This window comes from Serratia sp. CY31944, assembly GCF_052169175.1.
In the GTDB taxonomy this organism is placed as follows: Bacteria; Pseudomonadota; Gammaproteobacteria; order Enterobacterales; family Enterobacteriaceae; genus Serratia; species Serratia sarumanii.
The window spans coordinates 76,683-103,105 of record NZ_JBJNLG010000020.1; the positions used below are offsets into that span (position 1 = coordinate 76,683).

Annotated in this window: 23 protein-coding genes; 7 read left to right on the forward strand and 16 right to left on the reverse strand. The window is 60.7% G+C overall.

Features of this window, described 5'->3' with window-relative positions; genetic code table 11:
• Positions 1-58: 58 nt before the first annotated feature.
• Together tpiA and ACJ8IN_RS19505 are read right to left on the reverse strand one after the other, a co-directional pair.
• Positions 59-826: a triose-phosphate isomerase gene (tpiA, locus tag ACJ8IN_RS19500; RefSeq protein WP_004931113.1), complete on the reverse strand. Its 768-nt coding sequence runs from the start codon at positions 824-826 to the stop codon at positions 59-61.
• Positions 827-953: 127 nt separating this feature from the next.
• A complete protein-coding gene (locus ACJ8IN_RS19505; RefSeq protein ID WP_047570043.1) occupies positions 954-1,538 on the reverse strand; it encodes a DUF1454 family protein in 585 nt (194 codons plus the stop codon).
• Between the two features lie 199 nt (positions 1,539-1,737).
• On the opposite strand from ACJ8IN_RS19505, the gene ACJ8IN_RS19510 reads away from it, so the two are divergent.
• Positions 1,738-2,157, forward strand: a complete 420-nt coding sequence (locus tag ACJ8IN_RS19510; RefSeq protein ID WP_033639143.1) for a DUF805 domain-containing protein — start codon at positions 1,738-1,740, stop codon at positions 2,155-2,157.
• 11 nt (positions 2,158-2,168) lie between these two features.
• On the opposite strand, the gene fpr is transcribed toward ACJ8IN_RS19510, so the two are convergent.
• Together fpr and ACJ8IN_RS19520 are read right to left on the reverse strand one after the other, a co-directional pair.
• Positions 2,169-2,915, reverse strand: a complete 747-nt coding sequence (gene fpr, locus ACJ8IN_RS19515) for a ferredoxin--NADP(+) reductase (protein ID WP_033636442.1) — start codon at positions 2,913-2,915, stop codon at positions 2,169-2,171.
• Positions 2,916-2,918: 3 nt separating this feature from the next.
• Positions 2,919-3,530 carry a helix-turn-helix transcriptional regulator gene (locus ACJ8IN_RS19520; RefSeq protein WP_039569507.1) on the reverse strand — a complete coding sequence of 204 codons (612 nt, stop codon included), beginning with the start codon at positions 3,528-3,530 and terminating at the stop codon, positions 2,919-2,921.
• A 297-nt stretch (positions 3,531-3,827) separates the two neighbouring features.
• Between ACJ8IN_RS19520 and emrD the strand changes: the two genes are divergently transcribed.
• Positions 3,828-5,012: a multidrug efflux MFS transporter EmrD gene (gene emrD / locus ACJ8IN_RS19525; RefSeq protein WP_049195681.1), complete on the forward strand. Its 1,185-nt coding sequence runs from the start codon at positions 3,828-3,830 to the stop codon at positions 5,010-5,012.
• 192 nt (positions 5,013-5,204) lie between these two features.
• On the opposite strand, the gene glpX is transcribed toward emrD, so the two are convergent.
• From glpX to ACJ8IN_RS19540, 3 genes are all read right to left on the reverse strand, one after another.
• Entirely contained in the window at positions 5,205-6,215 is a 1,011-nt protein-coding gene (gene glpX, locus ACJ8IN_RS19530; protein ID WP_308326128.1) for a class II fructose-bisphosphatase, read from the reverse strand.
• A 128-nt stretch (positions 6,216-6,343) separates the two neighbouring features.
• Entirely contained in the window at positions 6,344-7,852 is a 1,509-nt protein-coding gene (gene glpK, locus ACJ8IN_RS19535; protein ID WP_033649890.1) for a glycerol kinase GlpK, read from the reverse strand.
• 42 nt (positions 7,853-7,894) lie between these two features.
• Complete coding sequence (locus ACJ8IN_RS19540) at positions 7,895-8,740, reverse strand: MIP/aquaporin family protein (RefSeq protein WP_308326127.1); 846 nt, start codon at positions 8,738-8,740, stop codon at positions 7,895-7,897.
• 524 nt (positions 8,741-9,264) lie between these two features.
• On the opposite strand from ACJ8IN_RS19540, the gene zapB reads away from it, so the two are divergent.
• Positions 9,265-9,504 (forward strand): septal ring assembly protein ZapB, encoded by a 240-nt coding sequence (zapB, locus tag ACJ8IN_RS19545; RefSeq protein WP_004931092.1) that lies wholly within the window; start codon positions 9,265-9,267, stop codon positions 9,502-9,504.
• Between the two features lie 60 nt (positions 9,505-9,564).
• On the opposite strand, the gene rraA is transcribed toward zapB, so the two are convergent.
• The 7 genes from rraA to priA form a co-directional block, all read right to left on the reverse strand.
• The gene (rraA, locus tag ACJ8IN_RS19550) at positions 9,565-10,050 is read right to left on the reverse strand and encodes a ribonuclease E activity regulator RraA (protein ID WP_004931090.1); all 486 of its coding nucleotides are present in this window, start codon (positions 10,048-10,050) and stop codon (positions 9,565-9,567) included.
• Between the two features lie 75 nt (positions 10,051-10,125).
• Complete coding sequence (locus tag ACJ8IN_RS19555) at positions 10,126-11,043, reverse strand: 1,4-dihydroxy-2-naphthoate polyprenyltransferase (protein ID WP_033636436.1); 918 nt, start codon at positions 11,041-11,043, stop codon at positions 10,126-10,128.
• A gap of 96 nt (positions 11,044-11,139) precedes the next feature.
• A complete protein-coding gene (gene hslU / locus ACJ8IN_RS19560) occupies positions 11,140-12,474 on the reverse strand; it encodes an HslU--HslV peptidase ATPase subunit (protein ID WP_025304663.1) in 1,335 nt (444 codons plus the stop codon).
• 12 nt (positions 12,475-12,486) lie between these two features.
• Positions 12,487-13,017 (reverse strand): ATP-dependent protease subunit HslV, encoded by a 531-nt coding sequence (gene hslV, locus ACJ8IN_RS19565; protein ID WP_004931085.1) that lies wholly within the window; start codon positions 13,015-13,017, stop codon positions 12,487-12,489.
• Positions 13,018-13,119: 102 nt separating this feature from the next.
• Complete coding sequence (gene ftsN, locus ACJ8IN_RS19570; protein ID WP_033654538.1) at positions 13,120-14,055, reverse strand: cell division protein FtsN; 936 nt, start codon at positions 14,053-14,055, stop codon at positions 13,120-13,122.
• 65 nt (positions 14,056-14,120) lie between these two features.
• Entirely contained in the window at positions 14,121-15,149 is a 1,029-nt protein-coding gene (gene cytR / locus ACJ8IN_RS19575; protein WP_004931082.1) for a DNA-binding transcriptional regulator CytR, read from the reverse strand.
• 291 nt (positions 15,150-15,440) lie between these two features.
• Positions 15,441-17,636 (reverse strand): primosomal protein N', encoded by a 2,196-nt coding sequence (gene priA, locus ACJ8IN_RS19580; protein ID WP_043148438.1) that lies wholly within the window; start codon positions 17,634-17,636, stop codon positions 15,441-15,443.
• A gap of 199 nt (positions 17,637-17,835) precedes the next feature.
• Here priA and rpmE point away from each other — a divergent pair, with 199 nt between their 5' ends.
• Complete coding sequence (gene rpmE / locus ACJ8IN_RS19585) at positions 17,836-18,051, forward strand: 50S ribosomal protein L31 (RefSeq protein ID WP_004931078.1); 216 nt, start codon at positions 17,836-17,838, stop codon at positions 18,049-18,051.
• A 77-nt stretch (positions 18,052-18,128) separates the two neighbouring features.
• Here rpmE and metJ read toward each other — a convergent pair whose 3' ends face one another.
• On the reverse strand, positions 18,129-18,446 hold the full coding sequence (metJ, locus tag ACJ8IN_RS19590; RefSeq protein WP_006317756.1) for a met regulon transcriptional regulator MetJ: 318 nt from the start codon (positions 18,444-18,446) through the stop codon (positions 18,129-18,131).
• Between the two features lie 304 nt (positions 18,447-18,750).
• Between metJ and metB the strand changes: the two genes are divergently transcribed.
• From metB to metF, 3 genes are all read left to right on the forward strand, one after another.
• Positions 18,751-19,911, forward strand: a complete 1,161-nt coding sequence (metB, locus tag ACJ8IN_RS19595; RefSeq protein ID WP_308326126.1) for a cystathionine gamma-synthase — start codon at positions 18,751-18,753, stop codon at positions 19,909-19,911.
• Positions 19,912-19,913: 2 nt separating this feature from the next.
• The gene (locus tag ACJ8IN_RS19600; protein ID WP_060452108.1) at positions 19,914-22,349 is read left to right on the forward strand and encodes a bifunctional aspartate kinase/homoserine dehydrogenase II; all 2,436 of its coding nucleotides are present in this window, start codon (positions 19,914-19,916) and stop codon (positions 22,347-22,349) included.
• Positions 22,350-22,575: 226 nt separating this feature from the next.
• Positions 22,576-23,472, forward strand: coding sequence for a methylenetetrahydrofolate reductase (gene metF, locus ACJ8IN_RS19605; protein ID WP_033636430.1), 897 nt, complete (start codon positions 22,576-22,578; stop codon positions 23,470-23,472).
• Between the two features lie 104 nt (positions 23,473-23,576).
• Here metF and ppc read toward each other — a convergent pair whose 3' ends face one another.
• Positions 23,577-26,213 carry a phosphoenolpyruvate carboxylase gene (gene ppc, locus ACJ8IN_RS19610; RefSeq protein WP_308326125.1) on the reverse strand — a complete coding sequence of 879 codons (2,637 nt, stop codon included), beginning with the start codon at positions 26,211-26,213 and terminating at the stop codon, positions 23,577-23,579.
• Positions 26,214-26,423 lie beyond the last annotated feature (210 nt).

Consider the following 26,423-nt stretch of genomic DNA (forward strand, 5'->3'; position numbering starts at 1 on the left):
TGAGCGGCAATAAAAAACCCCGGCTTGCCGGGGTTTTTTTATGGCAGGCCTAAGGGAATCAGGCTTTTTTCGCTGCGGCAGCGGCTTTGACGATCACGGCGAAAGCGTCGGCTTTCAGCGAGGCGCCGCCAACCAGCGCGCCGTCGATGTCCGGCTGAGAGAACAGCTCTGCGGCGTTCTTGTCGTTCACCGAACCGCCGTACTGGATGATGATTTCAGCGGCAACTGCGGCATCGTGCTTGGCGATGTGGTCACGGATAAATTTGTGCACGGCCTGCGCCTGCGCAGGGGTAGCGGATTTGCCGGTGCCGATGGCCCAGACCGGCTCATAGGCGATCACGGTGCCTTTCATCGCCGGTGCGCCCAGCGTTTTCAGCACGGCGTCGATCTGGCGCGCGCACACTTCTTCGGTTTTGCCCGCGGCGTTTTCCGCTTCGGTTTCACCGATGCACAGCACCGGGATCAGGCCGGCTTCTTTCAGCACGGCGAATTTCTCGGCGATGACTTCGTCGCTTTCTTTGTGGTAGGTGCGGCGCTCGGAGTGGCCGATGATGATGTACTGGGCACCGACGTCTTTCAGCATGTTGGCGGAAACTTCACCGGTGAAGGCGCCGGACAGGTTAACGTCCACGTTCTGCGCGCCCAGCGCGATGCGGCTGCCGGCCAGCGCGTGCTTGGCCTGATCCAGATACATCACCGGCGGGGCGATGGCGACGCCACAGCCGTCAACGCTGCTCAGCTCATTGCGCAGGCCGGCGATCAGTTCGTTGACCATGTGGGTGCTGCCGTTAAGCTTCCAGTTACCCATAACTAATGGATGACGCATGTTTTTTCCTCCAACTAGGGAACGCGAGAGTCGAAATGACAACTGCCGGACCGGCAGTTTACCTGCCCAACAGTATAGAGATCATTAAGCGCGAAGGCTTTGCTTTTCGTCATTAAATGCCGCGCCGTTACGGCTCGGAAAGCGCCAGCTTAATCGGTTCAACCGCGAAGGTTACACCTTTATCGCCGTTGTCCGAAACGACATAGCGAATGGCGCCGACCTGCTGTTGGTAAAAGCGCGATCCTTTGCCTTTTTCCAGCAGGTTGTTCACCTTGTTCTGGCTCTGTTCCACCGTCAACGCCGGTTCGAACTGGCGCATCAGCGCCGCCATGTAGCTGATGGCGATGGCGCGCGCGGCTTTTTCTTCATTGGCCTGCTGCAGCGGCAGGTGAGTGATCTGCAACGTTTTGATTTTACCGGTGCCTTTCTCCAGCGCGGTGGAGGCGTACAGGTTTTCGTTGAGTTTGCTGGCGGCGCGCGTCAGCAGCGGCGAATCGTCTTCGGCGGCGGGAATGGCGCGGAATTCGCCAATCGGCAGCTTCGGGTTGTCGCGGTTGTATTTTTCGCGGAATTTGACCACCGTCAGATCGAACGTCGGCGCCCCGGCCAGCAGGTAAGGTGCGGCGGGCGTCGCTTCGGTGGGCGGCGGATCGGCCCAGGCGCTGGCGGCCGCCTGCAGCAGGCAGGCGATGACGAGGGTTTTTCTCAGCATGGCGTATGGCATCAAGGACAAAGATGGCTCCGATTAAAGCGATAACCCGCGGGGCTTGTCAAAGATCCCACGCCATTATCGGTTCGCTGACGAGAAAGCTGTGCGGCGCACCGCGTTATGCAAGGCGGAAAACTCGGCCCGGCAGCGCCTATGTTACACTGCGGCGCAGAATATGGGCAGGCTTAGAGCGCAGGAATCGATGACGTTACAACAGTGGTGTTTTTCTTTTAAGGGCCGCATCGGGCGGCGCGACTTCTGGATTTGGATGGGGCTGTGGTTGGCGCTGATGGCGGCGGCGTTTACGCTGGCCAATTATCAGCTGATCGCCATCCAATCCATCGCCTTCTTTATCGTGGCGTTGCTGTGGCCGACGGCGGCGGTGCTGGTCAAGCGCCTGCACGATCGCAACAAGGCCGGCTGGTGGGCGCTGCTGCTGATCCTGGCGTGGATGCTGGCGGCGGGGAACTGGCAGATGCTGGCGCCGATCTGGCAATGGGGCGTCGGGCGTTTCATTCCGACGCTGATTATCGTGATGATGATGATCGATCTGGGGGCCTTCGTCGGCACGCCGGGGGATAACCGGTTCGGCCCGGAAGCCGAACCGGTGAAGTTCCGCTGATCCCCTTCGGGTTACCAGTAGTGTTCGCTGGTGATGTGGCCCGGCTTGCGGCGCAGGTGCTTGCGCATTTGGCGGTGGTCTTTCAGCGTTTGCTGGGTGTCCCGCACCATTTGTGGGTTGCCGCACAGCATCACGTGGCTGGTTTCGGCGTCGATGGTCAAGCCGATCGCCGCTTCCAACCGGCCGTCCTCGATCAGCGCCGGTACGCGGCCGGTCAATGAACCGGGCGCCTCTTCGCGGCTGACGACGGTCTGGATGCGCAGCTTGCCGTTGTAGCGCTGCTGCAGTTGCTGCATCAGCGGCAGGTAGCTCAGGTCACGCGCAAAGCGCGCGGCGTGCACCAGCACCAGGTTGTTGAAGCGCTCCAGCCCGATGCCCTGCTGCAGAATCGATAAATAGGGGCCGATGGCGGTGCCGGTCGCCAGCATCCACAGCGTGTCGCAGTCGGGCACCTCGTCCAGCACGAAGAAGCCGGCGGCTTCTTTGGTTACCATCACGTCCGAGCCCGGCTGCAGTTGATTGAGGCGCGGGCTCAGTTTGCCTTCCGGCACGGTGACCAGATAGAACTCCAGATTGGCGTCGTCGGGGGCATTGACGTAGGAGTAGGCGCGCTGCACCCGTTCGCCGTCGATCTCCAGCGCCAGCTTGGCGAATTGCCCGGCGGTGAAAGGATCGATAGGGGCATTGACCACCAGGCTGAACAGCCCGTCGGTCCATTGTTTTACCTGCGTAACCTTGCCGTTTACCCATTCAGCCATACTCTAAAGCTCCCGTGGTCGAATCAAATAAGCACAATGTCGTGAGCCGGAAATGGCGTGCGCGGTGCGCTCTACCCGGTAGTCGTTGCCGAACAGGCGGTGAAACAGCTGCAGCTCGGAATTGCACAGGCTACTGCAGCTGGAGCCGGCCACGCCGATCGGGCAGTGGTTTTCCACCAGCAGCGCGCCGTGCGGGTGGTCGAGCAATTCAGCCATGTAACCGTCATGTTGCCGCAGGCGCACCAGTCGGGCTAACCGATCATGGTGGCTACGCTCGGCGGACAGCTCTTCGGCATAACGCAGATAAAGCTGCTCTTCGCGCGCGCTGAGCAACGGTTCCACCCCGGCGCCGCCAAACAGCTGCAGCGCGGATGCCCGCAACCGCTCCTGGTCGGCGGCCGTAAAGGCATGCCCTCGCTCGGTCAGCGACCAGTAGCGCGTCGGGCGGCCGACCTTGCTGCGCGCTTCTTCGTAACAAACCAACTCACGTTTTTCCAGGGATTGCAGATGTTGTCGGATACCCATCGGCGTAATGTCCAGACGCTCCGCCAGCATTTTGGCCGAGTGCGGGCCGAGAGCCTTTAACTGCAATAAAATCAGCTCAGGTGTTTTCATGAACCAAATCCCTATGGTGTTATTTTATTTCAAGTTGATGAAAAGAATTATCGATTAAATGCTAAAGCGCGGCTACTGCAAGGGCGCTATTTTTAACTCCAAAGCGTTAGACGTACAGTTTAATTTACGAGCCTGGTCGGGTTTGCTGCCAGTGTGACCTGGATCAATATCTGCCTGAAACTCGCTAAAAAAATCAGATTTGATTAGTTTATGCCGCCATAGAGGGCTGCTCGCCGTTCTGGCTGCTGCAACGGCCATTCCGGGACGCTGTGACGAGTTGAAACGTTAACGAAGATAATGAGAAAACTAGAGAATTTTCACCTGCTGGTGATGCTTATCCTGTTGGTCGCCGTCGGCCAGATGGCGCAAACCATTTATGTTCCCGTTATTGCTGATATCGCCCACGATCTGTCGGTTCGCACCGGCGCCGTGCAACGGGTGATGGCGGCGTATCTGCTGACCTACGGTTTCTCCCAGCTGATTTACGGGCCGATATCGGATCGTATCGGGCGTCGTCCGGTGATCCTGACCGGCATGATGATCTTCCTGATCGGCGCCCTGGGCGCGCTGCTGTCCACCAACCTGACGATGCTGGTCGCCGCCAGCGCCATTCAGGGGATGGGCACCGGCGTGGCGGGCGTGATGGCGCGCACCATGCCGCGCGATCTGTATGCCGGCACCGCGCTGCGCTATGCCAACAGCCTGCTGAATATGGGGATTTTGGTCAGCCCGCTGCTGGCGCCGGTGATCGGCGGCGCATTGGCGATGGTGTTCGGCTGGCGTGCCAGCTACGCCTTCCTGCTGGCGCTGTGCGCCTGCGTCGCTTTCGCCATGTTCCGCTGGCTGCCGGAAACCCGCCCGATGCAAACGGAAAAACGCCGCATGCTGGCCAGTTTCCGCCAGCTGCTGGCTGACAGCACCTTCAGTTGCTATCTGGTGATGCTGATCGGCGCGCTGGCGGGCATTGCGGTATTCGAGGCCAGCTGCGGCGTGTTGATGGGCGGCGTGTTAGGGCTCAGTGGCCTGACCGTCAGCATCCTGTTCATTCTGCCGATCCCGGCGGCGTTTTTCGGCGCCTGGTACGCCGGGCGCGACGGCAAGACCTTCCACACGCTGATGTGGCATTCGGTGATTAGCTGCCTGCTGGCGGGGGCGATGATGTGGATCCCGGGCTGGTTCGGCGTGATGAACATCTGGACGCTGATCGTGCCGGCCGCACTGTTCTTCTTCGGCGCCGGCATGCTGTTCCCGCTGGCGACCACCGGGGCGATGGAGCCGTTCCCTTACCTGGCCGGCGCGGCGGGCGCATTGGTGGGCGGCATGCAGAATATGGGATCGGGTCTCGCGACCTGGCTTTCCGCCATGCTGCCGCAAACCGGGCAGTTCAGCCTCGGATTGCTGATGTTCGCGATGGCGCTGCTGATCCTGCTGTGCTGGTGGCCGCTGTCCAACCGGATGCAACATCAGGGGCATACCGCATAACGACAGGGTGCCATTCGGCGCCCTCATGCAGTTGACAAAGGGGGAAAAAGCGTGATTTTTCCCCCTTTGTGGTTATCAGCCGAAAATCAATAAATTGATTTTCCTGGTTTTCTATTCGTTGCTCTCTGCCAACTCGGCAAGGTCATGAGGTTTGTCATCAATCATCAGGGCGCCATTCGGCGCCCTGTTTCGTTACAGCAAAAACTCGTGCAGCGCCGGGTCCTTGCGATCCAGATAGTGGGTCGAACGGATGCGGCGGATGGTGCGCGACTTGCCGCGGATCAGCAGGGTTTCGGTCGTGGCCATGTTGCCCTGGCGGCTGATGCCCTCCAGCAGATCGCCCTTGGTGATGCCGGTGGCGGAGAAGATCACGTTGTCGTTGCGCGCCATCTGGTCCAGACGCAGCGCCTGACCGGCCTCGATACCCATCTCCCGGCAGCGCGCCAGCTCCTGTTCGCCGATGCGGCGGTTCTCGGCGCTGTCGCCTTTCACCTCATGGCGCGGCAGCAAACGCGCCTGCATGTCGCCGTCCAGCGCGCGGATCACCGCGGCTGAGATCACCCCTTCCGGCGCGCCGCCGATGCCGTACATCGCATCGACCTCGCTTTCCGGCATACAGGTGAGAATGGAGGCCGCCACGTCGCCGTCAGGAATGGCGAACACCCGCACGCCGAGCTGCTGCATCTGCGCGATGACGCCGTCGTGGCGCGGTTTGGCCAAGACGATCACCGTCAGCTGCGACAGCGGTTTGCCCAGCCGTGCGGCGACGTTCTGCAGGTTCTCCGCCAGCGGCAGGTCGAGATCGATGGCGCCGCGCGCCGCCGGGCCGACCACCAGCTTCTCCATGTACATGTCCGGCGCGTGCAGGAAGGTGCCGCGATCGCCCACCGCCAATACCGCCAACGCATTGGACTGGCCCATGGCGGTCATGCGGGTGCCTTCGATCGGATCGACCGCGATGTCGACCGCGTCGCCCTGGCCGGTGCCGACCTGTTCGCCGATATACAGCATCGGCGCTTCGTCGATCTCGCCTTCGCCGATCACGATGCGGCCATCGATATCCACGTTGTTAAGCATGATGCGCATGGCGTGGACCGCCGCGCCGTCGGCGGCGTTCTTGTCGCCGCGTCCCAGCCATTTGTAGCCCGCCAGCGCGGCGGCTTCGGTAACGCGGGAAAATTCGATGGCTAATTCACGTTTCATGGCAAACCTGTCTGTGAGAAAAGGAAGAAAATATCGGCAAAGTTTATCACAGCGCGGTGGCGGCGGGGCGGGGCAAAAAAAAGCGCCGCCCGCAGGCAGCGCTTGTTGGTGAAACGGCAGCTTCGGGATTACTCGTGATCTTCCCACGCCTGAGCGCGCGCCACCGCTTTTTTCCAGCCGCCGTAGCGGTAGTTGCGTTCGGTGGTTTCGATGCTTGGGCGGAATTCGCGTTCAATCACCGCTTTGCTCTTCACTTCATCCAGATCGTTCCAGTAGCCGATGGCCAGGCCCGCCAGGAACGCGGCGCCCAGCGCCGTCGATTCACGCACTTCGGGGCGTTCTACGCGAGTGCCGAGAATATCGGACTGGAACTGCATCAGGAAGTTGTTGGCGACCGCGCCGCCGTCCACGCGCAGCGATTGCAGGCGGGTGTTGGCGTCGGCCTGCATAGCGTCCAGCACGTCACGGGTCTGGAAAGCGATGGATTCCAGCGTAGCGCGGATGATGTGGTTGCTGTTGGCGCCACGGGTCAGCCCGAAGATGGCACCGCGGGCGTACGGATCCCAGTAAGGGGCGCCCAGGCCGGTGAAGGCCGGCACCACATAGACGCCGTTGCTGTCTTTCACCTTGGTGGCGAAGTATTCGGAGTCGGCGGCGTCGCTGATCAGTTTCAGCTCGTCGCGCAGCCACTGGATAGACGCACCGCCGATGAACACCGCGCCTTCCAGCGCATAGTTCACTTCGCCGCGCGGGCCGCAGGCGATGGTGGTCAGCAGGCCGTTTTTCGAACGCACCGCTTCTTTGCCGGTGTTCATCAGCAGGAAGCAGCCGGTGCCGTAGGTGTTCTTCGCCATGCCCGGTTGAACGCACAGCTGGCCGTACAGCGCTGCCTGCTGGTCACCGGCGATACCGGCGATAGGAATACGCGTACCGCCCTTACCGCCGATGTTGGTCTGGCCGTACACCTCGGAGGAAGGACGGACTTTCGGCAGCATGGCGCGCGGGATATCCAGCACTTCCAGCATGCGCTCATCCCAGTCCAGCTCGTGGATGTTGAACATCATGGTGCGTGAGGCGTTGGTGTAATCGGTAACGTGTACGCGCCCCTGGGTCATTTTCCACACCAGCCAGGTATCGACGGTGCCGAACAGCAGTTCGCCGCGCTTGGCGCGCTCGCGGGCGCCTTCGACGTTGTCCAGGATCCACTTCACCTTGGTGCCGGAGAAGTACGGGTCAACTACCAGGCCGGTGTTGTGACGGATGTACTCTTCCAGGCCGTCGCGCTTGAGCTTCTCGCAGATGTCGGCGGTGCGGCGGCACTGCCAGACGATGGCGTTGTAAATCGGCTTGCCGGTCTCTTTTTCCCAGACGATGGTGGTTTCGCGCTGGTTGGTGATGCCGATGCCGGCGATCTGATCGGAACTGATGTCGGCTTTCGCCAGCACTTCTACCAGCGTCGAACTTTGCGACGCCCAGATTTCCATCGGGTCGTGCTCAACCCAGCCGGCCTTGGGATAGATCTGCGGGAATTCGCGCTGCGATACCGCAACGATGTTGGCGTCGTGATCGAGCACGACGGCGCGTGAGCTGGTGGTCCCTTGGTCGAGTGCGACAATGTATTTTTTTTCTACAGTCATGGTAATTATCCTGCTGTTGTTAACCGTGTAAAACTGCACCCATCATGCTTTGCGCTGCTGGGTCTTGGCGTCGGGCTCTTTTTCCGTCACGCAGACGTCGCACGGCAGGTGGCGGCCAATCAGCGCGCGGTAACCGAAAGCGCCCAGGCCACAGCCGACGATAGGGGCGAAGATCGGCACCAGGAAGTACGGGATGTCGCGTGCGCCGGTGAAGGCGACTTTGCCCCAGCCGGCCAGGTAGGCGAACAGTTTCGGCCCGAAGTCGCGCGCCGGGTTCAACGCAAAGCCGGTCAATGGTCCCATGGAGGCGCCGATCACGGCAATCAGAATACCGATCAGCAGCGGCGCCAGCGGGCCGCGCGGGATGCCGTTGCCGTCGTCGGTCAGCGCCAGGATCAGGCACATCAGAATGGCGGCGATCACCATTTCTACCAGGAAGGCCTGGCCGACGGAGATATGCGCGTTAGGGTAAGTCGAGAAGATGCCGGCCAGCTCGAGGCTTTCGTTGCTGCCGCGCACCATGTGGTGAGCCGCTTCGAAGTCGAAGAACAGGTTGTAGTACAGCCCATAGACCAGGGCGGCGGCGCAGAAGGCACCGGCGATCTGCGCAATGATGTAAGGCACCACTTTGCGCCCGTCGAAGCAGGCGAACAGCCACAGAGCGAGGGTGACCGCGGGGTTGAGATGCGCGCCGGAAATGGCGGCGGTCAGATAGATGGCCATGGCGACGCCCAGGCCCCAAATGATGCTGATTTCCCACTGGCCGAAGCTGGCGCCCGCCAGTTTCAGCGCGGCAACGCAGCCTACGCCAAAGAAGATCAGCAGCGCCGTGCCGAGGAACTCGGCGATGCACTGGCCTTTTAATGTCGGACTGGTGGTTTGGCTCATAATGTTGTTGTCCTGCAAAACGGCGGTTGTTGGTTTATAGGCTCAGTTAGGTATACATCTGACCTATGGGCACAGTTTTTTTCATCTCGTCCAATTATTGAATGAGGACGTGATGTAAATTTATCGTTAACGAACATAAACGAGAAATAGCGAAATCAAAATGTGTGTAGCTCGTCATAAAATTGAGCGATTTCGCGTCGTTTAGTGTTCTTTCTGAGCCATAAAAGTGTGATCTGACCAGTGGTTTGGCGAGGGGCGTTAACAACTCGCGGCGGCGGCGGCGGGGATTTTCAGTTTTTGCTGATGGCGGAGGCAGGAAAATTGCAACAGACTGCGCGATGATCCGGTATGTTGCTAGACACGCGGAGACTGGCTACTTACAATCGTTTTTAACGAATCGAGACTGGCGCGCCTTCCATAACGGCGCGCGTCACTGAGCGCGATGCAATATTCGCAGTAGCTGCAGCCGACGTTGCGGCCGCTACTTATAGATGTACGCCTTGCTATCATGAGGGGACTGAAGCATGTCATTTGAAGTATTTGAGAAACTGGAAGCAAAAGTACAGCAGGCGATTGATACCATCACCTTGTTGCAGATGGAAATTGAAGAGCTGAAAGACAAAAACAACTCTCTGTCGCAGGAAGTTCAGGCTGCCTCCGGCAACCACGAAGCGCTGGTGCGCGAAAACCAACAGCTGAAAGAAGAACAGCACGTATGGCAAGATCGCCTGCGCGCTCTGCTGGGCAAAATGGAAGAGGTCTGATTCCTCACGCCAGGCAGCAACGAAAAGGGCGCCTGCGGCGCCCTTTTTCATGACCGAAAATCACTCGATGTCGAGCGGGTCTTCGGAGAGGATGATGCCGGTGTTGTCGGCATACAGGTGATCGCCGGAGAAGAAGGTGACGCCACCGAAGTTGACGCGGATATCGCTTTCCCCCACGCCTTCGCTTACGGCGCCCGCCGGGATCGCCGCCATCGCCTGAATGCCGATGTCGAGCTCTTCCAGATCGTCCACCTGACGCACCGCGCCGTACACCACGATGCCTTCCCATTCGTTCTGGGCGGCCAGGCGCGCCAGTTCGGCGTTGATCAGCGCCCGGCGTACCGAACCGCCGCCGTCGACCAACAGCACGCGGCCGCGGCCGTTTTCTTCAAGCAGATCGAACAACAGGCCGTTATCCTCAAAGCATTTCACCGTGGTGATCTGCCCGCCAAATGAAGTACGCCCGCCAAAATTGGAGAACAGAGGTTCAACAACGTTCACCTCTTCATGATAGATGTCGCAAAGTTCGGAAGTATCGTATTTCATAGGATTTTACGTCTGTTTGCCGCTGGAATGTTCAGTATATCCCTTTATTCGCCCTGTTGGCAAAATCATCAGTTTTTAACTGAGCGCCACGCCGATGGCGAACAGCAGGTTGGCCAGCAACGCCGCCTTGACCATGTGCTCCAGCATCGGCCGCATGCCGACCGGCGTCGGATCGCGCAGTACGCGCAGGCCGTGACGCACCAACAGCGGGATCGCCAGCACAAACAGCCAGCCCCATGGGCTGTGGAGATTGAACAGCGTAAACAGCGCGAAACACAGCACCGCGCCGCCGAGCAGCAGGGCATGGTAAATGCGCGCCTTGTGCGGGCCGAGACGCACCGCCAGCGTATTCTTGCCGTTTTCGCGATCGCTCTCGATATCGCGCAGATTGTTGATGTTGAGCACCGCCGTCGCCAGCAGGCCGCAGGCGGTGGCCGGCAGCATCACGACGCTGTCGAAGGTGTGCGTTTGCAGATAGTAGGTGCCGGCTACGCTCAGCCAGCCGAAGAATACCAGCACCGAGATGTCGCCCAGCCCCAAATACCCGTAGGGCTTGTTGCCGACGGTATAGGTGATGGCCGCCACGATAGACAGCCCGCCCAGCACCAGGAAGCCCACTACGTCGCTGGGTTGCTCGCAGGCGACGGCGATCAGCGAACAGCCGGCGAGGGCGATCAGCACCACCGTCACCACCAGCGCCCGTTTCATCTGCGCCTGGGTGATCATGCCTTTTTGCATGCCGCGCAAGGGCCCGATGCGATCTTCTTTGTCGCTGCCTTTGACGGCATCGCCGTAGTCGTTCGCCAGATTGGAGAGGATCTGCAGCAGGCCGGCAGTCAACAGCGCCAGCAGCGCCACTTCGGGTTTCAGGCTGCCGTGCCAGGCGGCGATTGCCGAACCGACCACGATGGAGGCAAAGGCCAACGGCAGGGTACGGGGGCGTAGACTTTCCAGCCAGGCGGAGATCGGGGTGGTGGGGGTCGATGAGCTCATGTTTCGCTTCTGTCAGTAAGTTGCGGTGTCCGTTAGAAATAATTGTGGGAGGCAATGCCTCCCACACAGATGACTGACAAGACAATGATTGAGCGATTATAGGATAAAACGACTCAAATCTTCATCCGCCACCAGTTCATCCAGATGACTGCGCACGTAATCCGCATCAATTGTAATGGATTGGCCATTAATTTCACTCGCATCGTAGGAAATATCTTCCATCAGACGCTCCAGCACGGTGTGCAGACGACGTGCGCCGATGTTCTCGGTGCTTTCGTTGACCTGCCACGCGGCTTCGGCGATGCGGCGGATACCGTCGGCGGTGAACTCGATGTTGACGCCTTCGGTGCCCATCAGCGCTTTGTACTGCTCGGTCAGCGACGCGCTCGGCTCGGTCAGGATGCGCTCGAAGTCTTCGGTGGTCAGCGCCTGCAGCTCAACGCGGATCGGCAGACGGCCCTGCAGTTCCGGGATCAGATCCGACGGATTGGCGGTCTGGAACGCGCCGGAAGCGATGAACAGGATGTGGTCGGTCTTCACCATACCGTGCTTGGTGGACACGGTGCAGCCTTCCACCAGCGGCAGCAGATCGCGTTGCACGCCTTCGCGCGAGACGTCCGGGCCGGAGCTCTGGCCGCCGCGCTTACAGATTTTGTCGATCTCGTCGATAAACACGATGCCGTGCTGTTCAACCGCTTCGATCGCCTGCTCTTTCAGCTCTTCCGGGTTCACCAGTTTGGCGGCTTCTTCTTCCACCAGCAGCTTGAAGGCTTCTTTGATCTTCACCTTGCGCGGCTTTTGCTTCTGGCCGCCGAGGTTCTGGAACATCGACTGCAGCTGGTTGGTCATCTCTTCCATGCCCGGAGGCGCCATGATTTCCACGCCCATCGGCGCGGCGGCCAGATCGATTTCGATCTCTTTGTCATCCAACTGGCCTTCGCGCAGTTTCTTGCGGAATGCCTGGCGGGCGGCGGACGGCTCCTGGTGCTCTTCCGGCTGGCCCCAGTTGTTTTTGGCCGGCGGGATCAGCACGTCGAGAATGCGCTCTTCGGCCAACTCTTCGGCACGGGTGCGGTTTTTCTCGATCGACTGCATGCGCACCATTTTGATGGCGGCATCGGTCAGATCGCGGATGATGGAGTCCACTTCTTTGCCCACATAGCCCACTTCGGTGAACTTGGTGGCTTCAACCTTGATGAACGGCGCGTTGGCCAGCTTCGCCAGACGGCGGGCGATTTCGGTTTTACCGACGCCGGTCGGGCCGATCATCAGAATGTTTTTCGGGGTCACTTCGTGACGCAGCATCTCGTTGAGCTGCATCCGGCGCCAGCGGTTGCGCAGGGCAATGGCGACAGCGCGTTTGGCCTTGTTTTGGCCAATGATATAGCTGTCCAGTTCGCTGACGATCTCGCGCGGGGTCATTTCAGACATGGTATTCGATCCTTACGCTTTGGAAGGCAATTCTTCAATGGTGTGGAAATGGTTGGTGTAAATACAGATGTCGCCGGCGATGTTGAGGGATTTCTCAACGATGTCGCGGGCGCTCAGCTCGGTATTTTCCAACATGGCGCGGGCTGCGGCCTGAGCGTAAGGGCCGCCGGAGCCGATGGCGATCAGATCGTTTTCCGGCTGCACCACATCGCCGTTGCCGGTGATGATCAACGAAGCGGTTTCATCGGCGACCGCCAGCAGCGCTTCGAGCTTGCGCAGCATGCGGTCGGTGCGCCAGTCTTTCGCCAGCTCGACGGCGGCTTTCACCAGGTGGCCCTGATGCATTTCCAGTTTGCGTTCAAACAGTTCAAACAGCGTGAAGGCGTCAGCGGTGCCACCGGCGAAACCGGCGATCACTTTGTCGTTATACAGGCGACGCACTTTCTTGACGTTACCCTTCATCACCGTATTACCCAGGGTTGCCTGGCCATCACCACCGATGACGACCTGGCCGTTGCGGCGTACGCTTACAATTGTTGTCACGAGCAGACCCTCGTTAAAGACGGAAAGAAGCCCCCGCAGCGCCTGCTTTCGCAGACGCTACGAGGCATATTGAGAGTATAGATGGGGGGGGATTGACGCTTTTCAACCCCCAACGGAGAGGGGAATGCAACTCGACATGCCGACGCCCTTCAGGCGCGAAAGGGTTTTGTCCGCGGCGGCGCGGCTGCTGTACGGGCCGAGCACCACGCGATTCCAACCGCCGCCGGCGGTGATGCGGCTCTCGATGCCTTCGAACGCCAGGCGCGCACGCACGGATTCAGCCTGATCGGTGGCGCGGAACGAACCGCATTGCACCATCCACTTCTGTTTCGATTCCGGCTTGGTTTCCTGCTTGGCCGTTTCCTGTTTCACTTCCGGTTTCGGCTCCGGCTTCGGTTGCGGCTTCGGCTCAGGCTGTTTCACCTGCACCGGTTGCTGGGTAGTCGGTTTTGGCTGCGGGTGCGGCTGCACCGGCGCGGTGGTGGCCCCGTTGTTGAACGGGTTGCGCGGCGGCTGGCTGACCTGCTGCTGTTGCTGCACCGGCTGCTGCTGCATTTGCTGTTGTTGCATCTGCTGCTGCTGGCGGGTGCTGCGCGCGTTGGCCTGGCCCGGATCGTTATACGGCACTTCGTTCAGCTGCGTCGGGCGCTGCTGCATGTCGGCCTGCATCTGTTCCAGCAACTGCCGCTGTTCGGCGGTCAGCTGAGTTTTGGAATTGAGCTCGCCGCCGGCCGTCGGTTCGGTCGGGGTTTGCACGCCGATCTGCCGGTTTTCCAGCTCTTTGATGTAGCGCCAGCGCTCTTCCGGCTTCGGCGGCAGGCCGTTGCCGGGGCGCGTGGTGTGCGCAGGCAACAACGGCGCGTCTTCCGGCTTGTTGTGCGTAATGAAATAGAGGCCACCGACAAAGACAACCAGCAACGCGGCGGCTAACGCCAGCACGGTTTTGGAAACCTTCGGAGAACTGCGTTTTTTACGGCTGGGGGTTTTACGCTTAGCTCCTGCTGCGCGCCCACGGCTTACATAGTCTTTTTGTGCCACTATTATTCCGCTGTGTCCTGATGAAAGGATAAGTCCGTCATGTTACTGAACCCTAAAATATTTGACTAGCGTTTCGGGGCAGCGGTGCTGCCTCTGATAATCAATTCACTGTCCAACAGCCGGGAGCCGCTGGCCACCGTCTGGCCGTTCAACTGCTCCAACAGCAACAACATCGCCTGCTGGCCGATCTGGAAGCGCGGCTGCGCCACCGTGGTCAGCGGCGGATCGCAATACTGCGCCAGCTTGAGGTCGTCAAAGCCGACGATCGACAGATCCTGCGGCACCCGCAGCCCCATTTTCTTCGCCTGGGACAGCACGCCGATCGCCATAACGTCGCTGTGACAGAACACCGCCGTCGGCGGTTTCGGCTGTGCCATCAGCGCCGTCAGTGCTTGCGCGCCGGCTTCGTAGGTAAAATCACCCCGGGTAATATAGCTGCTTTCGACGGTAATGCCATTACGACGTAGCGCTTGAACGTAACCCTGCAGCCTATAATGGCTCAGCGGCATCTGTTCCGGCCCGGCGACGCAGGCGATCTGCCGGTGGCCCAATTGATGCAAATAATGCACGGCTTCAAAGGCGGCGGTCAGGTTGTCGATGTGCACCGTCGGCAGTTCCAGCTCGGGAGCGAACTCGTTGGCCATCACCATCGGCGGCAGGTTGCGCTGCTCTTCCTTGCTGGCGTCGAACGGCAGGTTGGAGCCCAGCAGCAGCATGCCGTCGATCTGTTTGGTGATGATCAGATTGACGAAGGTGCGCTCCTGCTGGTTTTGCTGCGCGCAGTCGCCGATCAGCACCAGATAGCCTTGTTGGGCGGCGGTCTGTTCGATCCCCTGGATCACATCGGCGAAAAACGGATCGCAGATGTCGGGCACGATCACCAGGATGGTGCGGGATTCGTTGCGCTTGATATTGCGTGACAGAGCATGAGGAGAATAACCCACGGCCAGCACGGCCTGTTCCACTTTCTGGCGCGTCGGCGTTGACACCTTTTCCGGGTTCATCAGCGCACGCGATACGGTAGCCGTTGAAACGCCCGCCATTTCGGCGACGTCTTTCATGGTCGCCATGGATAACTCTTTCTTGTGTTCCAACGCCTTTCTCCTTGCGTCAGCCCCATGCCGACGCCACTACTGCTGTTTGCTCACAATGTCCGGCATGCGGTGGCGAAATTGTTGTCATTGAGCGCCACTCGCGTTCGGGCACTCCGTCGCGCTGCGATGTGGCGACAAAATTTGCCCTCGCAGACATTCTAAACAGAATACGCCCCGCCTTTGTTACCTAATTTGCATAAAAAATGTGACCTGAGAAGGTTTTTTAGCGTTCGCTCGCAATTTCAAGGGTAAACGTTTGCACTGCGGCAGCTAAATCGGACTTTTCCGGGATCAGCTGTCGATCGGATCGACATCCAGCGTCCATTTCACCTTGCGCGTTTGCGGCAGGGTGCCGATCAGCGGCAGCGAGCTTTTCATCAGCTGTTGCAGGACGCGCCGCGTCGGGTGCTGCAGCAGCAGCTGCCAGCGGAAACGGCCGCCGCGTTTGGACTGCAGCGCCGGCACCGGGCCCATCACCCACAGCGAATCGTCCTTCAGCGGGCTGGCTTCCAGCAGGTTGCGCAGCTGCTGCAGGAACAGCGGGGCCTGCTGGTTGTCGTGATCTTCGGCGCGCACGATGATGTGGCTGGTGTAAGGCGGCAGAAACACGCTGTTGCGCTCCGCCAGCGTCTGTTTGGCGAAGGCGTCGTAACCCTGTTGCAGCAGTACCTGCAGCAGCGGGTGCTCCGGATGGTGGGTTTGCAGCAGCACTTCACCCTGTTTGCCCGCGCGGCCGGCCCGCCCGGAGACCTGGGTATACAGCTGAGCGAAACGCTCGGCGGAGCGGAAGTCGGCGGAGAACAGCGCGCCGTCCACGTCCAGCAACGCCACCAGCGTGACGTCGGGAAAATGGTGGCCCTTGGCCAGCATCTGCGTGCCGATCAGAATGCGCGCTTCGCCGCGATGAATATCCGCCAGGTGCTGCTCCAGCGCCCCTTTGCGGCTGGTGGTGTCGCGATCGATGCGGGTGATCGGCGTGTCGGGGAACAGCGGCGCCAGCTCCTGCTCCAGCTGTTCGGTGCCGACGCCGACCGACACCAGGTGGGTGGAGCCGCACTGTGGGCACTGGTGCGGCACCGGCCGCTGGCTGTCGCAGTGGTGGCAGCGCAACTGGCGCTGATGCTGGTGGAAGGTGTAGTAGTGATCGCAGCGCTGGCATTCGGCGATCCAGCCGCACTCGTGGCAAAGCAGCGCCGGGGCATAACCGCGGCGGTTGAGGAACAGCATCACCTGATTGCCGGCTTTTAAATGGTGCTGCATGCTTTTCAAAAGCGGTTGCGACAGGCCGACCTTCAGCGGCAGCCCCTTTAGATCGATCAGGTGCTGCGTTGCCGGTTTGGCGTTGCCCGCGCGCTGGGTGAGCTTCAGCTGGCGATATTTACCCAGCTGCACGTTGTGCAGCGTTTCCAATGCCGGGGTCGCGGAGCCCATTACCATCGGGATGTCCTCTTCCCGGGCGCGGAACACCGCCAGATCGCGGGCGTGGTAGCGCCAGCCTTCCTGCTGTTTATAAGAGCTGTCATGCTCTTCGTCGATGATGATTACGCCCAGCTGACGGAACGGCGTGAACAGCGCCGAACGGGTGCCGATGACGATGGCGGCTTCGCCGCTGCGCGCGCGCAGCCAAACCGCCAGCCGTTCGCTGTCGTTCAGCCCGGAGTGCAGCACGTCTACCGGCGCGTTGAAGCGCTCGCGAAAGCGGGCGATGGTTTGCGGCGTCAGGCCGATTTCCGGCACCAGCACCAGCGCCTGTCGGCCTTTGGCCAGCACGTTTTCCAGCACGCTGAGGTAGACTTCGGTCTTGCCGGAGCCGGTTACCCCCGCCAGCAGCCAGGCGGCGAACTGCTCATCCTCGCTTCTGATCGCCCCGACGGCGGTAGCCTGCTCGGTGTTCAGCCGCAGCCGCTCGCCGAGCACTGCGAAGTTGGGGCGCCAGTCGTGCGTATCCGCGACCTGAGCGCGCAGATCGATCAGCCCTTTGGCGCGCAGCGCCTGCAGGGCGCTTTCCGTCAGCTCAAGCTGGCTGACCTGATGGCGATAGACCGGGCGTTGCAGCAGCGCCGCGAGCGCCTGCTGCTGTTTCGGCGCGCGTTTCAGGCTTTCGGGCGGGGTGGCGCGCCCCTCTTCGGTGGCGAACCATTGCCACAGCGGCGCGGCCTCGGCCGGTTTGCCTTGCCGCAGTAGGATCGGCAGCGCATGGAACAGCACTTCGCCGATGGGGTAGTGATAGTAATCGCTGGCCCAGCGCAGGATGCGCCACAGGCTGGGGGAGAACAGCGATTCGGCGTCGATCACGCTGTCGATCGGTTTGAGCTTGTCCAGCGGCAGTTCACTGGTGTCGCTGCAGCCGGTGACGATGCCGATCGCATGCTGCCTGCCCCAGGGCACGCCCACGCGCGCGCCGGCCACCGGCTGCATGCCGGGCGGCAGCAGATAGTCGAAGGTGCGGGCGAGGGGGACCGGCAAGGCAACGTGTACGACGGGCATGATCTCATCCAAATTGAAAAAAGTGGGCATCAGTTTACACGGCGCATCGGCAAATGTACGGTTCCGATTGCGCGCCCCGGCTAATGCTGTATAATTTGCCGCCTTTGGTATAATTCGATACCAAAATTCTATTATCAACCACGTGTGGTGTCTGGCGAAACAGGGCTGGATAGCGACACGGCCTTAACTGAGGTTTCCCATGAAACAAGGTATCCACCCAAAATACGAAGAAGTTACTGCTAACTGCTCTTGCGGTAACGTGATGAAGATCCGCTCCACCGTGGGCCACGATCTGAACCTGGACGTTTGTGGCGCATGCCACCCGTTCTACACTGGCAAGCAGCGTGACGTTGCTACCGGTGGCCGCGTTGACCGCTTCAACAAGCGTTTCAGCGTACCAGGCGCTAAGAAATAAGATTTCTTATCGTCCGATGAAAAAGGCGCCTTTGGCGCCTTTTTTCGTTTCTGCCGCCGGCGTTCGCCGGGCGGTTCTCAATATTCCCAGGTATCGGGATCGACACCCAGTTCGCGCATCAACACTTTCGCGGCTTCCGGAATTTCATCGCTGCGCTCTTTGCGCAGGTCTTCATCGTTCGGCAGCGGCTGGCCGGTAAAGGCATGCAGAAACGCTTCGCACAGCAGTTCGCTGTTGGTGGCGTGGCGCAGGTTGTTCACCTGGCGACGGGTCCGTTCGTCGGTGAGGATTTTCAGGACCTTCAGCGGAATGGATACCGTGATCTTTTTGACTTGCTCGCTTTTTTTACCGTGTTCAGCGTAAGGGCTGACATACTCGCCGTTCCACTCAGCCATGGGACACCTTAACTTTGTCAGAAAAATTACAAAATTCTAAAAACCGGCCAATTATGCCCGATCTTCACTGTTCTCACTAAATAAATGTCAATTTTACGCGACCAGGGTCACTGAATGCCCCACCTCGGCCGGGCATTGCGGCTTAACATCTTATCGTCATGTCATATCGGCATAATTTTAGCGGGTATTGTGCCATTGCTCAATCTATACGCAGAGAAGTTTAGATGTCCAGATGTATTGACGTCTATCAATCCTGCGATTACTCTTTAGGCCTCATTCACCGAACCGAGAGCCGAGCGAGCCCATGACGCGTAAACCAGCCACGATTGCCGTACGCAGCGGCCTGAACGACGACGAACAGTACGGCTGCGTTGTCCCGCCGATTCATCTGTCCAGCACCTATAACTTTACCGACTTCAACCAACCCCGAGCCCATGATTATTCGCGCCGCGGCAACCCGACGCGCGACGTGGTGCAACGCGCGTTGGCGGAGCTGGAAGGCGGCGCCGGCGCGGTGATGACCAGCAGCGGGATGTCGGCGATCCATCTGGTGACCACCGTGCTGCTGAAGCCCGGCGATCTGCTGGTGGTGCCGCACGACTGCTACGGCGGCAGCTATCGGTTGTTCGACAGCCTGAGCAAACGCGGTGCCTATCGCGTGCTGTTCGTCGATCAGGGTAATGAAGCCGCCCTGCAACAGGCGCTGGCGCAAAAGCCGAAGCTGGTGCTGATTGAAAGCCCCAGCAACCCGCTGCTGCGGGTGGTGGACATCGCGGCGATCTGCGCCGCCGCGCACGCGGCGGGCGCGTTGACGGTGGTGGACAACACCTTCCTCAGCCCGGCCCTGCAACAGCCGATCGAACTCGGTGCCGATCTGGTGGTCCATTCGTGCACCAAATACCTGAACGGGCATTCGGACGTGGTGGCCGGGGCGGTGATCGCCAAAGATCCCGAGCTGGCGGTCGAGCTGGCCTGGTGGGCGAACAACATCGGCGTGACCGGCGGCGCGTTCGACAGCTATCTTTTGCTGCGCGGCATGCGCACGCTGTCGCCGCGCATCAAGGCGGCGCAGCAAAACGCTGAAGCGATTGTTGACTATTTACAGCAGCAACCGTTGGTGAAAAAGCTGTATCATCCCTCCCTGCCGGAGAATCCGGGGCATGAGATCGCCCGCCGGCAGCAGCGCGGTTTCGGCGCGATGCTGAGTTTTGAACTGGACGGCGATGAAGCGGTGCTGCGCCGTTTTCTCTCTGCCCTTGAGCTGTTTACTCTGGCAGAATCGTTGGGCGGCGTAGAAAGCCTGATCTCGCATGCAGCGACCATGACCCACGCCGGCATGGCGGCGGAGGCGCGGGCAGCGGCCGGCATCTCCGAGAGCCTGCTGCGCATTTCCGTGGGTATTGAAGACAGTGAAGATTTGATTGCCGATCTGGAACGCGCTTTCCAGGCGGCGGCAACGAGGTAAGCATGAATGCAATTGCTGTAGCAGGGCCGGTGAGTGGGCGTCAACTGCACAAGTTTGGCGGCAGCAGTCTGGCGGATGTGAAGTGTTATCTGCGTGTGGCCGGGATTATGGCGGAATACAGCCAGCCGGGCGACATGATGGTGGTATCGGCCGCCGGCAGTACCACCAACCAGTTGATCAACTGGCTGAAGCTCAGCCAGAGCGATCGCCTGTCTGCGCACCAGGTGCAGCAGACGTTGCGTCGTTATCACAGCGATCTTATCAGCGGCCTGCTGCCGCCGGAAAGCGCCGAGCCGCTGATCGCCGAGTTCATTCAGGATTTGGAACGTCTGGCGGTGCTGCTGGACGGCAAAGTCGACGAGGTGTGCTATGCCGAAGTGGTCGGGCACGGCGAGATCTGGTCGGCGCGCCTGATGGCGGCGGTGCTCAACCACCTGGATATGCAGGCGGCCTGGCTGGATGCGCGTGATTTCCTGCGCGCCGAGCGCGCCGCGCAGCCGCAGGTGGATGAAGGCCGTTCTTATCCGCTGCTGCAGCAATTGTTGGCTCAACATCCGGGCAAGCGCCTGGTGGTGACCGGCTTCATTTCGCGCAATGACGCCGGGGAAACCGTGCTGTTGGGGCGTAACGGCAGCGACTACTCCGCCACTCAGGTCGGCGCGTTGGCCGGCGCGGCGCGCGTCACCATCTGGAGCGACGTGGCCGGGGTGTACAGCGCCGACCCGCGCAAGGTGAAAGACGCCTGCCTGCTGCCGCTGCTGCGCCTGGACGAAGCCAGCGAGCTGGCGCGCCTGGCGGCGCCGGTGTTGCATACTCGCACCCTGCAGCCGGTCTCCGGCAGCGATATCGATCTTCAACTGCGCTGCAGCTACCAGCCGGAGCAGGGCTCGACGCGCATCGAGCGCGTATTGGCGTCCGGCACCGGCGCCAAGATTGTCACCAGCCACGATGACGTGTGCCTGATTGAGCTGCACGTCGCCGCTCAGCATGACTTCAAACTGGCGCAGAAAGAGTTGGATCTGGTGCTCAAGCGCACGCAGATCAAACCTTTGGCGGTGGGCATCCATCCTGATCGCAATCGGGTGCAGCTGTGCTACACCTCCGAGGTGGTCAACAGCGCGCTGGCGATCCTGCAGGCCTCGGCGCTGCCGGGTGAACTGCACCTGCGCGAAGGGTTGGCGCTGGTGGCGATGGTCGGCGCCGGGGTGTGCAAGAACCCGCTGCACAGCCACCGTTTCTATCAGCAGCTGAAAGATCAGCCGGTCGAGTTTATCTGGCAGGCGGAAGATGGCATCAGCCTGGTGGCGGTATTACGCCAGGGGCCGACCGCGCTGCTGATCCAGGGGCTGCACCAAAGCCTGTTCCGCGCCGAGAAGCGCATCGGTCTGGTGCTGTTCGGCAAGGGCAACATTGGGTCGCGCTGGCTGGAGCTGTTTGCCCGCGAGCAGACCAATATTTCCGCGCGCAGCGGCTTCGAATTTATCCTGGCGGGGGTGGTGGACAGCCGCCGCAGCCTGCTGAACTACGAAGGGCTGGACGCCAGCCGCGCATTGGCGTTCTTTGAGGACGAGGCGCAGGCGCTCGACGAAGAGTCGCTGTTCCTGTGGATGCGCGCGCACCCGTTCGACGATCTGGTGGTGCTCGACGTGACCGCCAGCGAAGAGCTGGCCGGGCAGTATCTGGATTTCGCCAGCTACGGTTTCCACGTGATCAGCGCCAACAAGCTGGCGGGAGCCTCGTGCAGCGATACCTATCGCCAAATTCGCGACGCCTTCGCCAAAACCGGCCGCCACTGGCTGTACAACGCCACCGTCGGCGCCGGTCTGCCGGTCAACCATACGGTGCGCGATCTGCGCGACAGCGGCGACAGCATTTTGGCAATCAGCGGCATCTTCTCCGGCACGCTTTCCTGGCTGTTCTTGCAGTATGACGGCACGGTGCCGTTCACCGAGCTGGTGGATCAGGCCTGGCAGCAGGGGCTGACCGAACCGGATCCGCGGGTCGATCTCTCCGGCCAGGACGTGATGCGCAAGCTGGTGATCCTGGCGCGCGAAGCGGGCTACGACATCGAACCTAACCAGGTGCGGGTCGAGTCGCTGGTGCCGGCGGGCTGCGAGCAGGGCTCCGTCGATCAGTTCTTCGAGAACGGCGAGGCGCTGAACCAGCAGATGCAGCAGCGCTTTGAGGCCGCCAGCGAAATGGGCCTGGTGCTGCGTCACGTGGCGCGTTTCGACGCCAACGGCAAGGCGCGGGTCGGCGTGGAGGCGGTGCGTCCTGAGCATCCGCTGGCCTCGCTGCTGCCGTGCGACAACGTGTTCGCCATCGAAAGCCGCTGGTATCGCGATAATCCGCTGGTGATCCGCGGGCCGGGCGCCGGCCGCGACGTGACCGCCGGAGCGATCCAGTCAGACCTTAACCGGTTGGCGCAGCTGCTTTAATCCTCTGCGGGCGCGGGTTCACCGCGCCCCTTTGCTTTTCCTGCCATACTTATCCCTGCCGCCGTCATGAAATTCCCTCGTTGAGCGGGTGAAGATTAATCATCTTATTCCCCTCATTTTCCTGTTGACTCTTTAGCCAACATGCGGCATTTTCTATCTAGACGTCTAAACGTATAGACGCTCATCAAGATGAAAAAAACAGTGATTGATAAGAGGTGAGCAGGGTATGAGTTTTTTCCACGCAAACCAGCGGGAAGCGCTGAATCAGAGTCTGGCGGAGTTGAACGGCCAGATTAACGTATCATTCGAGTTCTTCCCGCCGCGCACCAGCGAGATGGAAGAGACCCTGTGGCAGTCGATCGATCGTCTGAGCATCCTTAAACCCAAATTCGTTTCCGTCACCTACGGCGCCAACTCCGGCGAGCGCGATCGCACCCATAGCATCATCAAAGGGATCAAGGAGCGCACCGGCCTGGAGGCGGCGCCGCACCTGACCTGCATCGACGCCAGCCCGGCGCAGCTGCGCGACATCGCGGCCGATTATTGGAACAGCGGCATTCGCCATATCGTGGCGCTGCGCGGCGATCTGCCGCCGGGCGGCGGCAAGCCGGACATGTACGCGACCGATCTGGTGGCGCTGCTGAAAGACGTGGGCGACTTCGACATTTCCGTCGCCGCCTACCCGGAAGTGCATCCGGAGGCGAAGAGCGCCCAGGCCGATTTGATTAACCTGAAGCGCAAGATCGACGCCGGCGCCAGCCGCGCCATCACCCAGTTCTTCTTCGACGTCGAGAGCTACCTGCGTTTCCGCGACCGCTGCGTCGCCGCCGGTATCGACGTGGAAATCGTGCCAGGCATTCTGCCGGTGTCCAACTTCAAGCAGCTGCAGCGCTTCGCCACCATGACCAACGTGCGGGTGCCAAGCTGGATGACCAGCATGTTCGAAGGGCTGGACGACGATGCGGAGACCCGCAAAATGGTCGGCGCCAACATCGCCATGGACATGGTGAAGATCCTCAGCCGCGAAGGGGTGAAAGATTTCCACTTCTATACGCTGAACCGCGCCGAGATGAGCTACGCGATCTGCCACACGCTGGGCGTGCGCCCGGTGGCCGCCGCCTGACAGGCCTGTTCTGTTGAAAAAGGGCGCCGCTTTACCGCGGCGCCCTTTTTTTGTGGGGAAACATAAAAAAACGGCCCCGATAAACGGGGCCGCGATTAGGCTCACTAGCCGGTGTTGCGCATCCCGGCGGCGACGCCGGCGATGGTGACCATCAGCGCTTGCTCGACGCGGGCGTCCGGCTGATCCTGCTGGCGTGAACGGTGCAGCAGCTCGGCCTGCAAGACGTTCAGCGGGTCGGTATAAACGTTGCGCAGCGCGATGGATTCGGCGATCCACGGCAGGTCTTCCATCAGGTGCGCATCGTTGGCGATGGTCAGCACCACCTTGATGTCGCTTTCCAGCTGATCGCGCAGCTGCTGGCCCAGCGGCCACAGCGATTTATCCACCAGGCGCTGATCGTAGTATTCCGCCAGCCACAGGTCGGCCTTGGCGAACACCATTTCCAGCATGGCGATGCGGGTGGAGAAGAACGGCCAGTCGCGACACATCGCCTCCAGTTCCGCCTGCTTACCGGCTTTCACCGCTTCCTGCAATCCGGCGCCGGCGCCGAGCCAGGCCGGCAGCATCAGGCGGTTCTGCGTCCAGGCGAAGATCCACGGAATGGCGCGCAGGCTTTCCACGCCGCCGTTCGGCTTGCGTTTGGCCGGGCGTGAGCCCAGTGGCAGTTTACCCAGCTCCAGCTCCGGCGTGGCCGCGCGGAAGTAAGGCACGAAGTCCGGGTTTTCACGCACGTAGCCGCGATACATCCGGCATGAGGTGTCTGACAGATCGTCCATCAGCGCCCGCCATTCTTTCTTCGGTTCCGGTGGCGGCAGCAGGTTGGCCTCGAGGATCGCGCCGGCATACAGCGCCAGGCTGCTGATGGTGACTTCCGGCAGGCCGAACTTGAAGCGGATCATCTCGCCCTGTTCGGTGACGCGCAGGCCGCCCTTCAGGCTGCCCGGCGGCTGCGACAGCAGCGCCGCATGCGCCGGCGCGCCGCCGCGGCCGATGGAGCCGCCTCGGCCGTGGAACAGCGTCAGCGCCACGCCGGCCTTTTCGCAGGTTTTGATCAACGCGTCCTGCGCGCGGTACTGCGCCCAGGACGCGGCCATCACGCCGGCGTCTTTCGCCGAGTCGGAGTAGCCGATCATCACCATCTGTTTGCCCTGAATAAAGCCGCGATACCAGTCGATGTTCAGCAACTGAGTCATCACGTCGTCGGCGTTGTTCAGATCGTCGAGGGTTTCGAACAGCGGGGCGACCGGCAGCGCGAACGGGCAGCCGGCCTCTTTCAGCAGCAGGTGCACCGCCAGCACGTCGGAAGGCGTGCGCGCCATCGAAATCACGTAGGCAGCGATCGAGCCCTGCGGCGCTTCGGCGATCACCCGGCAGGTTTCCAGCACTTCCTGCGTGTCGGCGCTCGGTTGCCATTTCAGCGGCACCAGCGGGCGTTTGGAGTTCAGTTCGCGGATCAGGAACGCCTGTTTATCGGCTTCCGACCAGCTTTCATAGTCGCCCAGCCCCAGGTAGCGGGTCAGCTCGGCGATGGCCTCGGTATGGCGGGTGCTTTCCTGGCGCACGTCGATGCGCACCAGCGGCACGCCGAAGCAGCGCACGCGGCGCAGGGTATCCAGCAGTTGACCGTTGGCGATGATGCCCATGCCGCAGGCCTGCAGCGATTGGTAGCAGGCATACAGCGGCTCCCACAGCTGCTCGTTGTTCACCAGCAGGTCGCGCGGCTTCAGCACGCGTTCGCCTTTCAGGCGGCCTTCCAGATAGGCCTGGGAGCTCATCAGCTGGCTGCGCAGCTGCTTCATGATTTCGCGGTACGGTTCCTGCACTTCGTCACCGCCGGCGCGGGCGCGCAGCTCCGGGGTGCATTCGGTCATCGACAGCTCGGAGACCAGCACCTGAATATCGCGGGTGAACAGGTCGCAGGCTTTCCAGCGGCTGAGCAACAGCACATGGCGGGTGATTTCGGCGGTCACGTTCGGGTTGCCATCGCGGTCGCCGCCCATCCAGGAGGTGAAGCGCACCGGCACCGCTTCCGCCGGCAGGCTGTAATCGATGGAGTTTTCCAACTGCTCGTTGAACTCGCGCAGGAACGCCGGCACGCCTTCCCACAGGCTGTTTTCCACCACCGCGAAGCCCCATTTGGCTTCGTCGATCGGGGAAGGGCGATGTTTGCGAATTTCATCGGTGTGCCACGACTGGGCCACCAGCTGGCGCAGGCGGCGCATGATCTTGTTGCGCTCGTAGTCGGCCAGATCGTTGTGATCGAGCTGGCTGAGACAGGTGTTGACCTCCACCAGCTTGTGGATCAGGGTGCGGCGGGTGATCTCCGTCGGGTGCGCCGTCAGCACCAGCTCGATGGAAAGTTGCGACACCGCGTGCTGCAGCTCTTTGTCGCTGAGCTTTTTGTCTTTGAGGCGGCTGAACAGCTGCGCCAGCGCTTCCGGGTTGCTGGCGGCTTCGCCGTTGGGCGAAATGCTGTGGTACTGCTCGGCGACGTTGGTCAGGTTGAGGAACTGGCTGAAGGCGCGCGCCACCGGCAGCAGCTCGTCGTTGGACAGGTTCTGCAGGGTGGAGAGCAGCTCCTGGCGATGCGCTTCGTTGCCGGCGCGTGAAGATTTGGAAAGCTTACGGATGGTCTCAACGCGATCGAGAATATGCTCGCCCAGCGCTTCTTTGATGGTATCGCCGAGCAATTTGCCGAGCATACTGACATTACTGCGCATTGCCGAATATTGTTCGTTCATATAACCCCTGACCCAGTTCTGTATGATTTTTATCTTGTAAATAAATTTCACGCGTCAGGCGCAGATCGCCTGCCTGATCACATCGCGTTCCTGTCCAATCGTCAATTGACACTATTTTTAGCAAAAAAACATCAAAATCGGCGCATTTTCTGAAATTTAATTACGCCGCATCGGTTATCAGCGTGGCTTATTTCGCCGTTTTCTACTTAT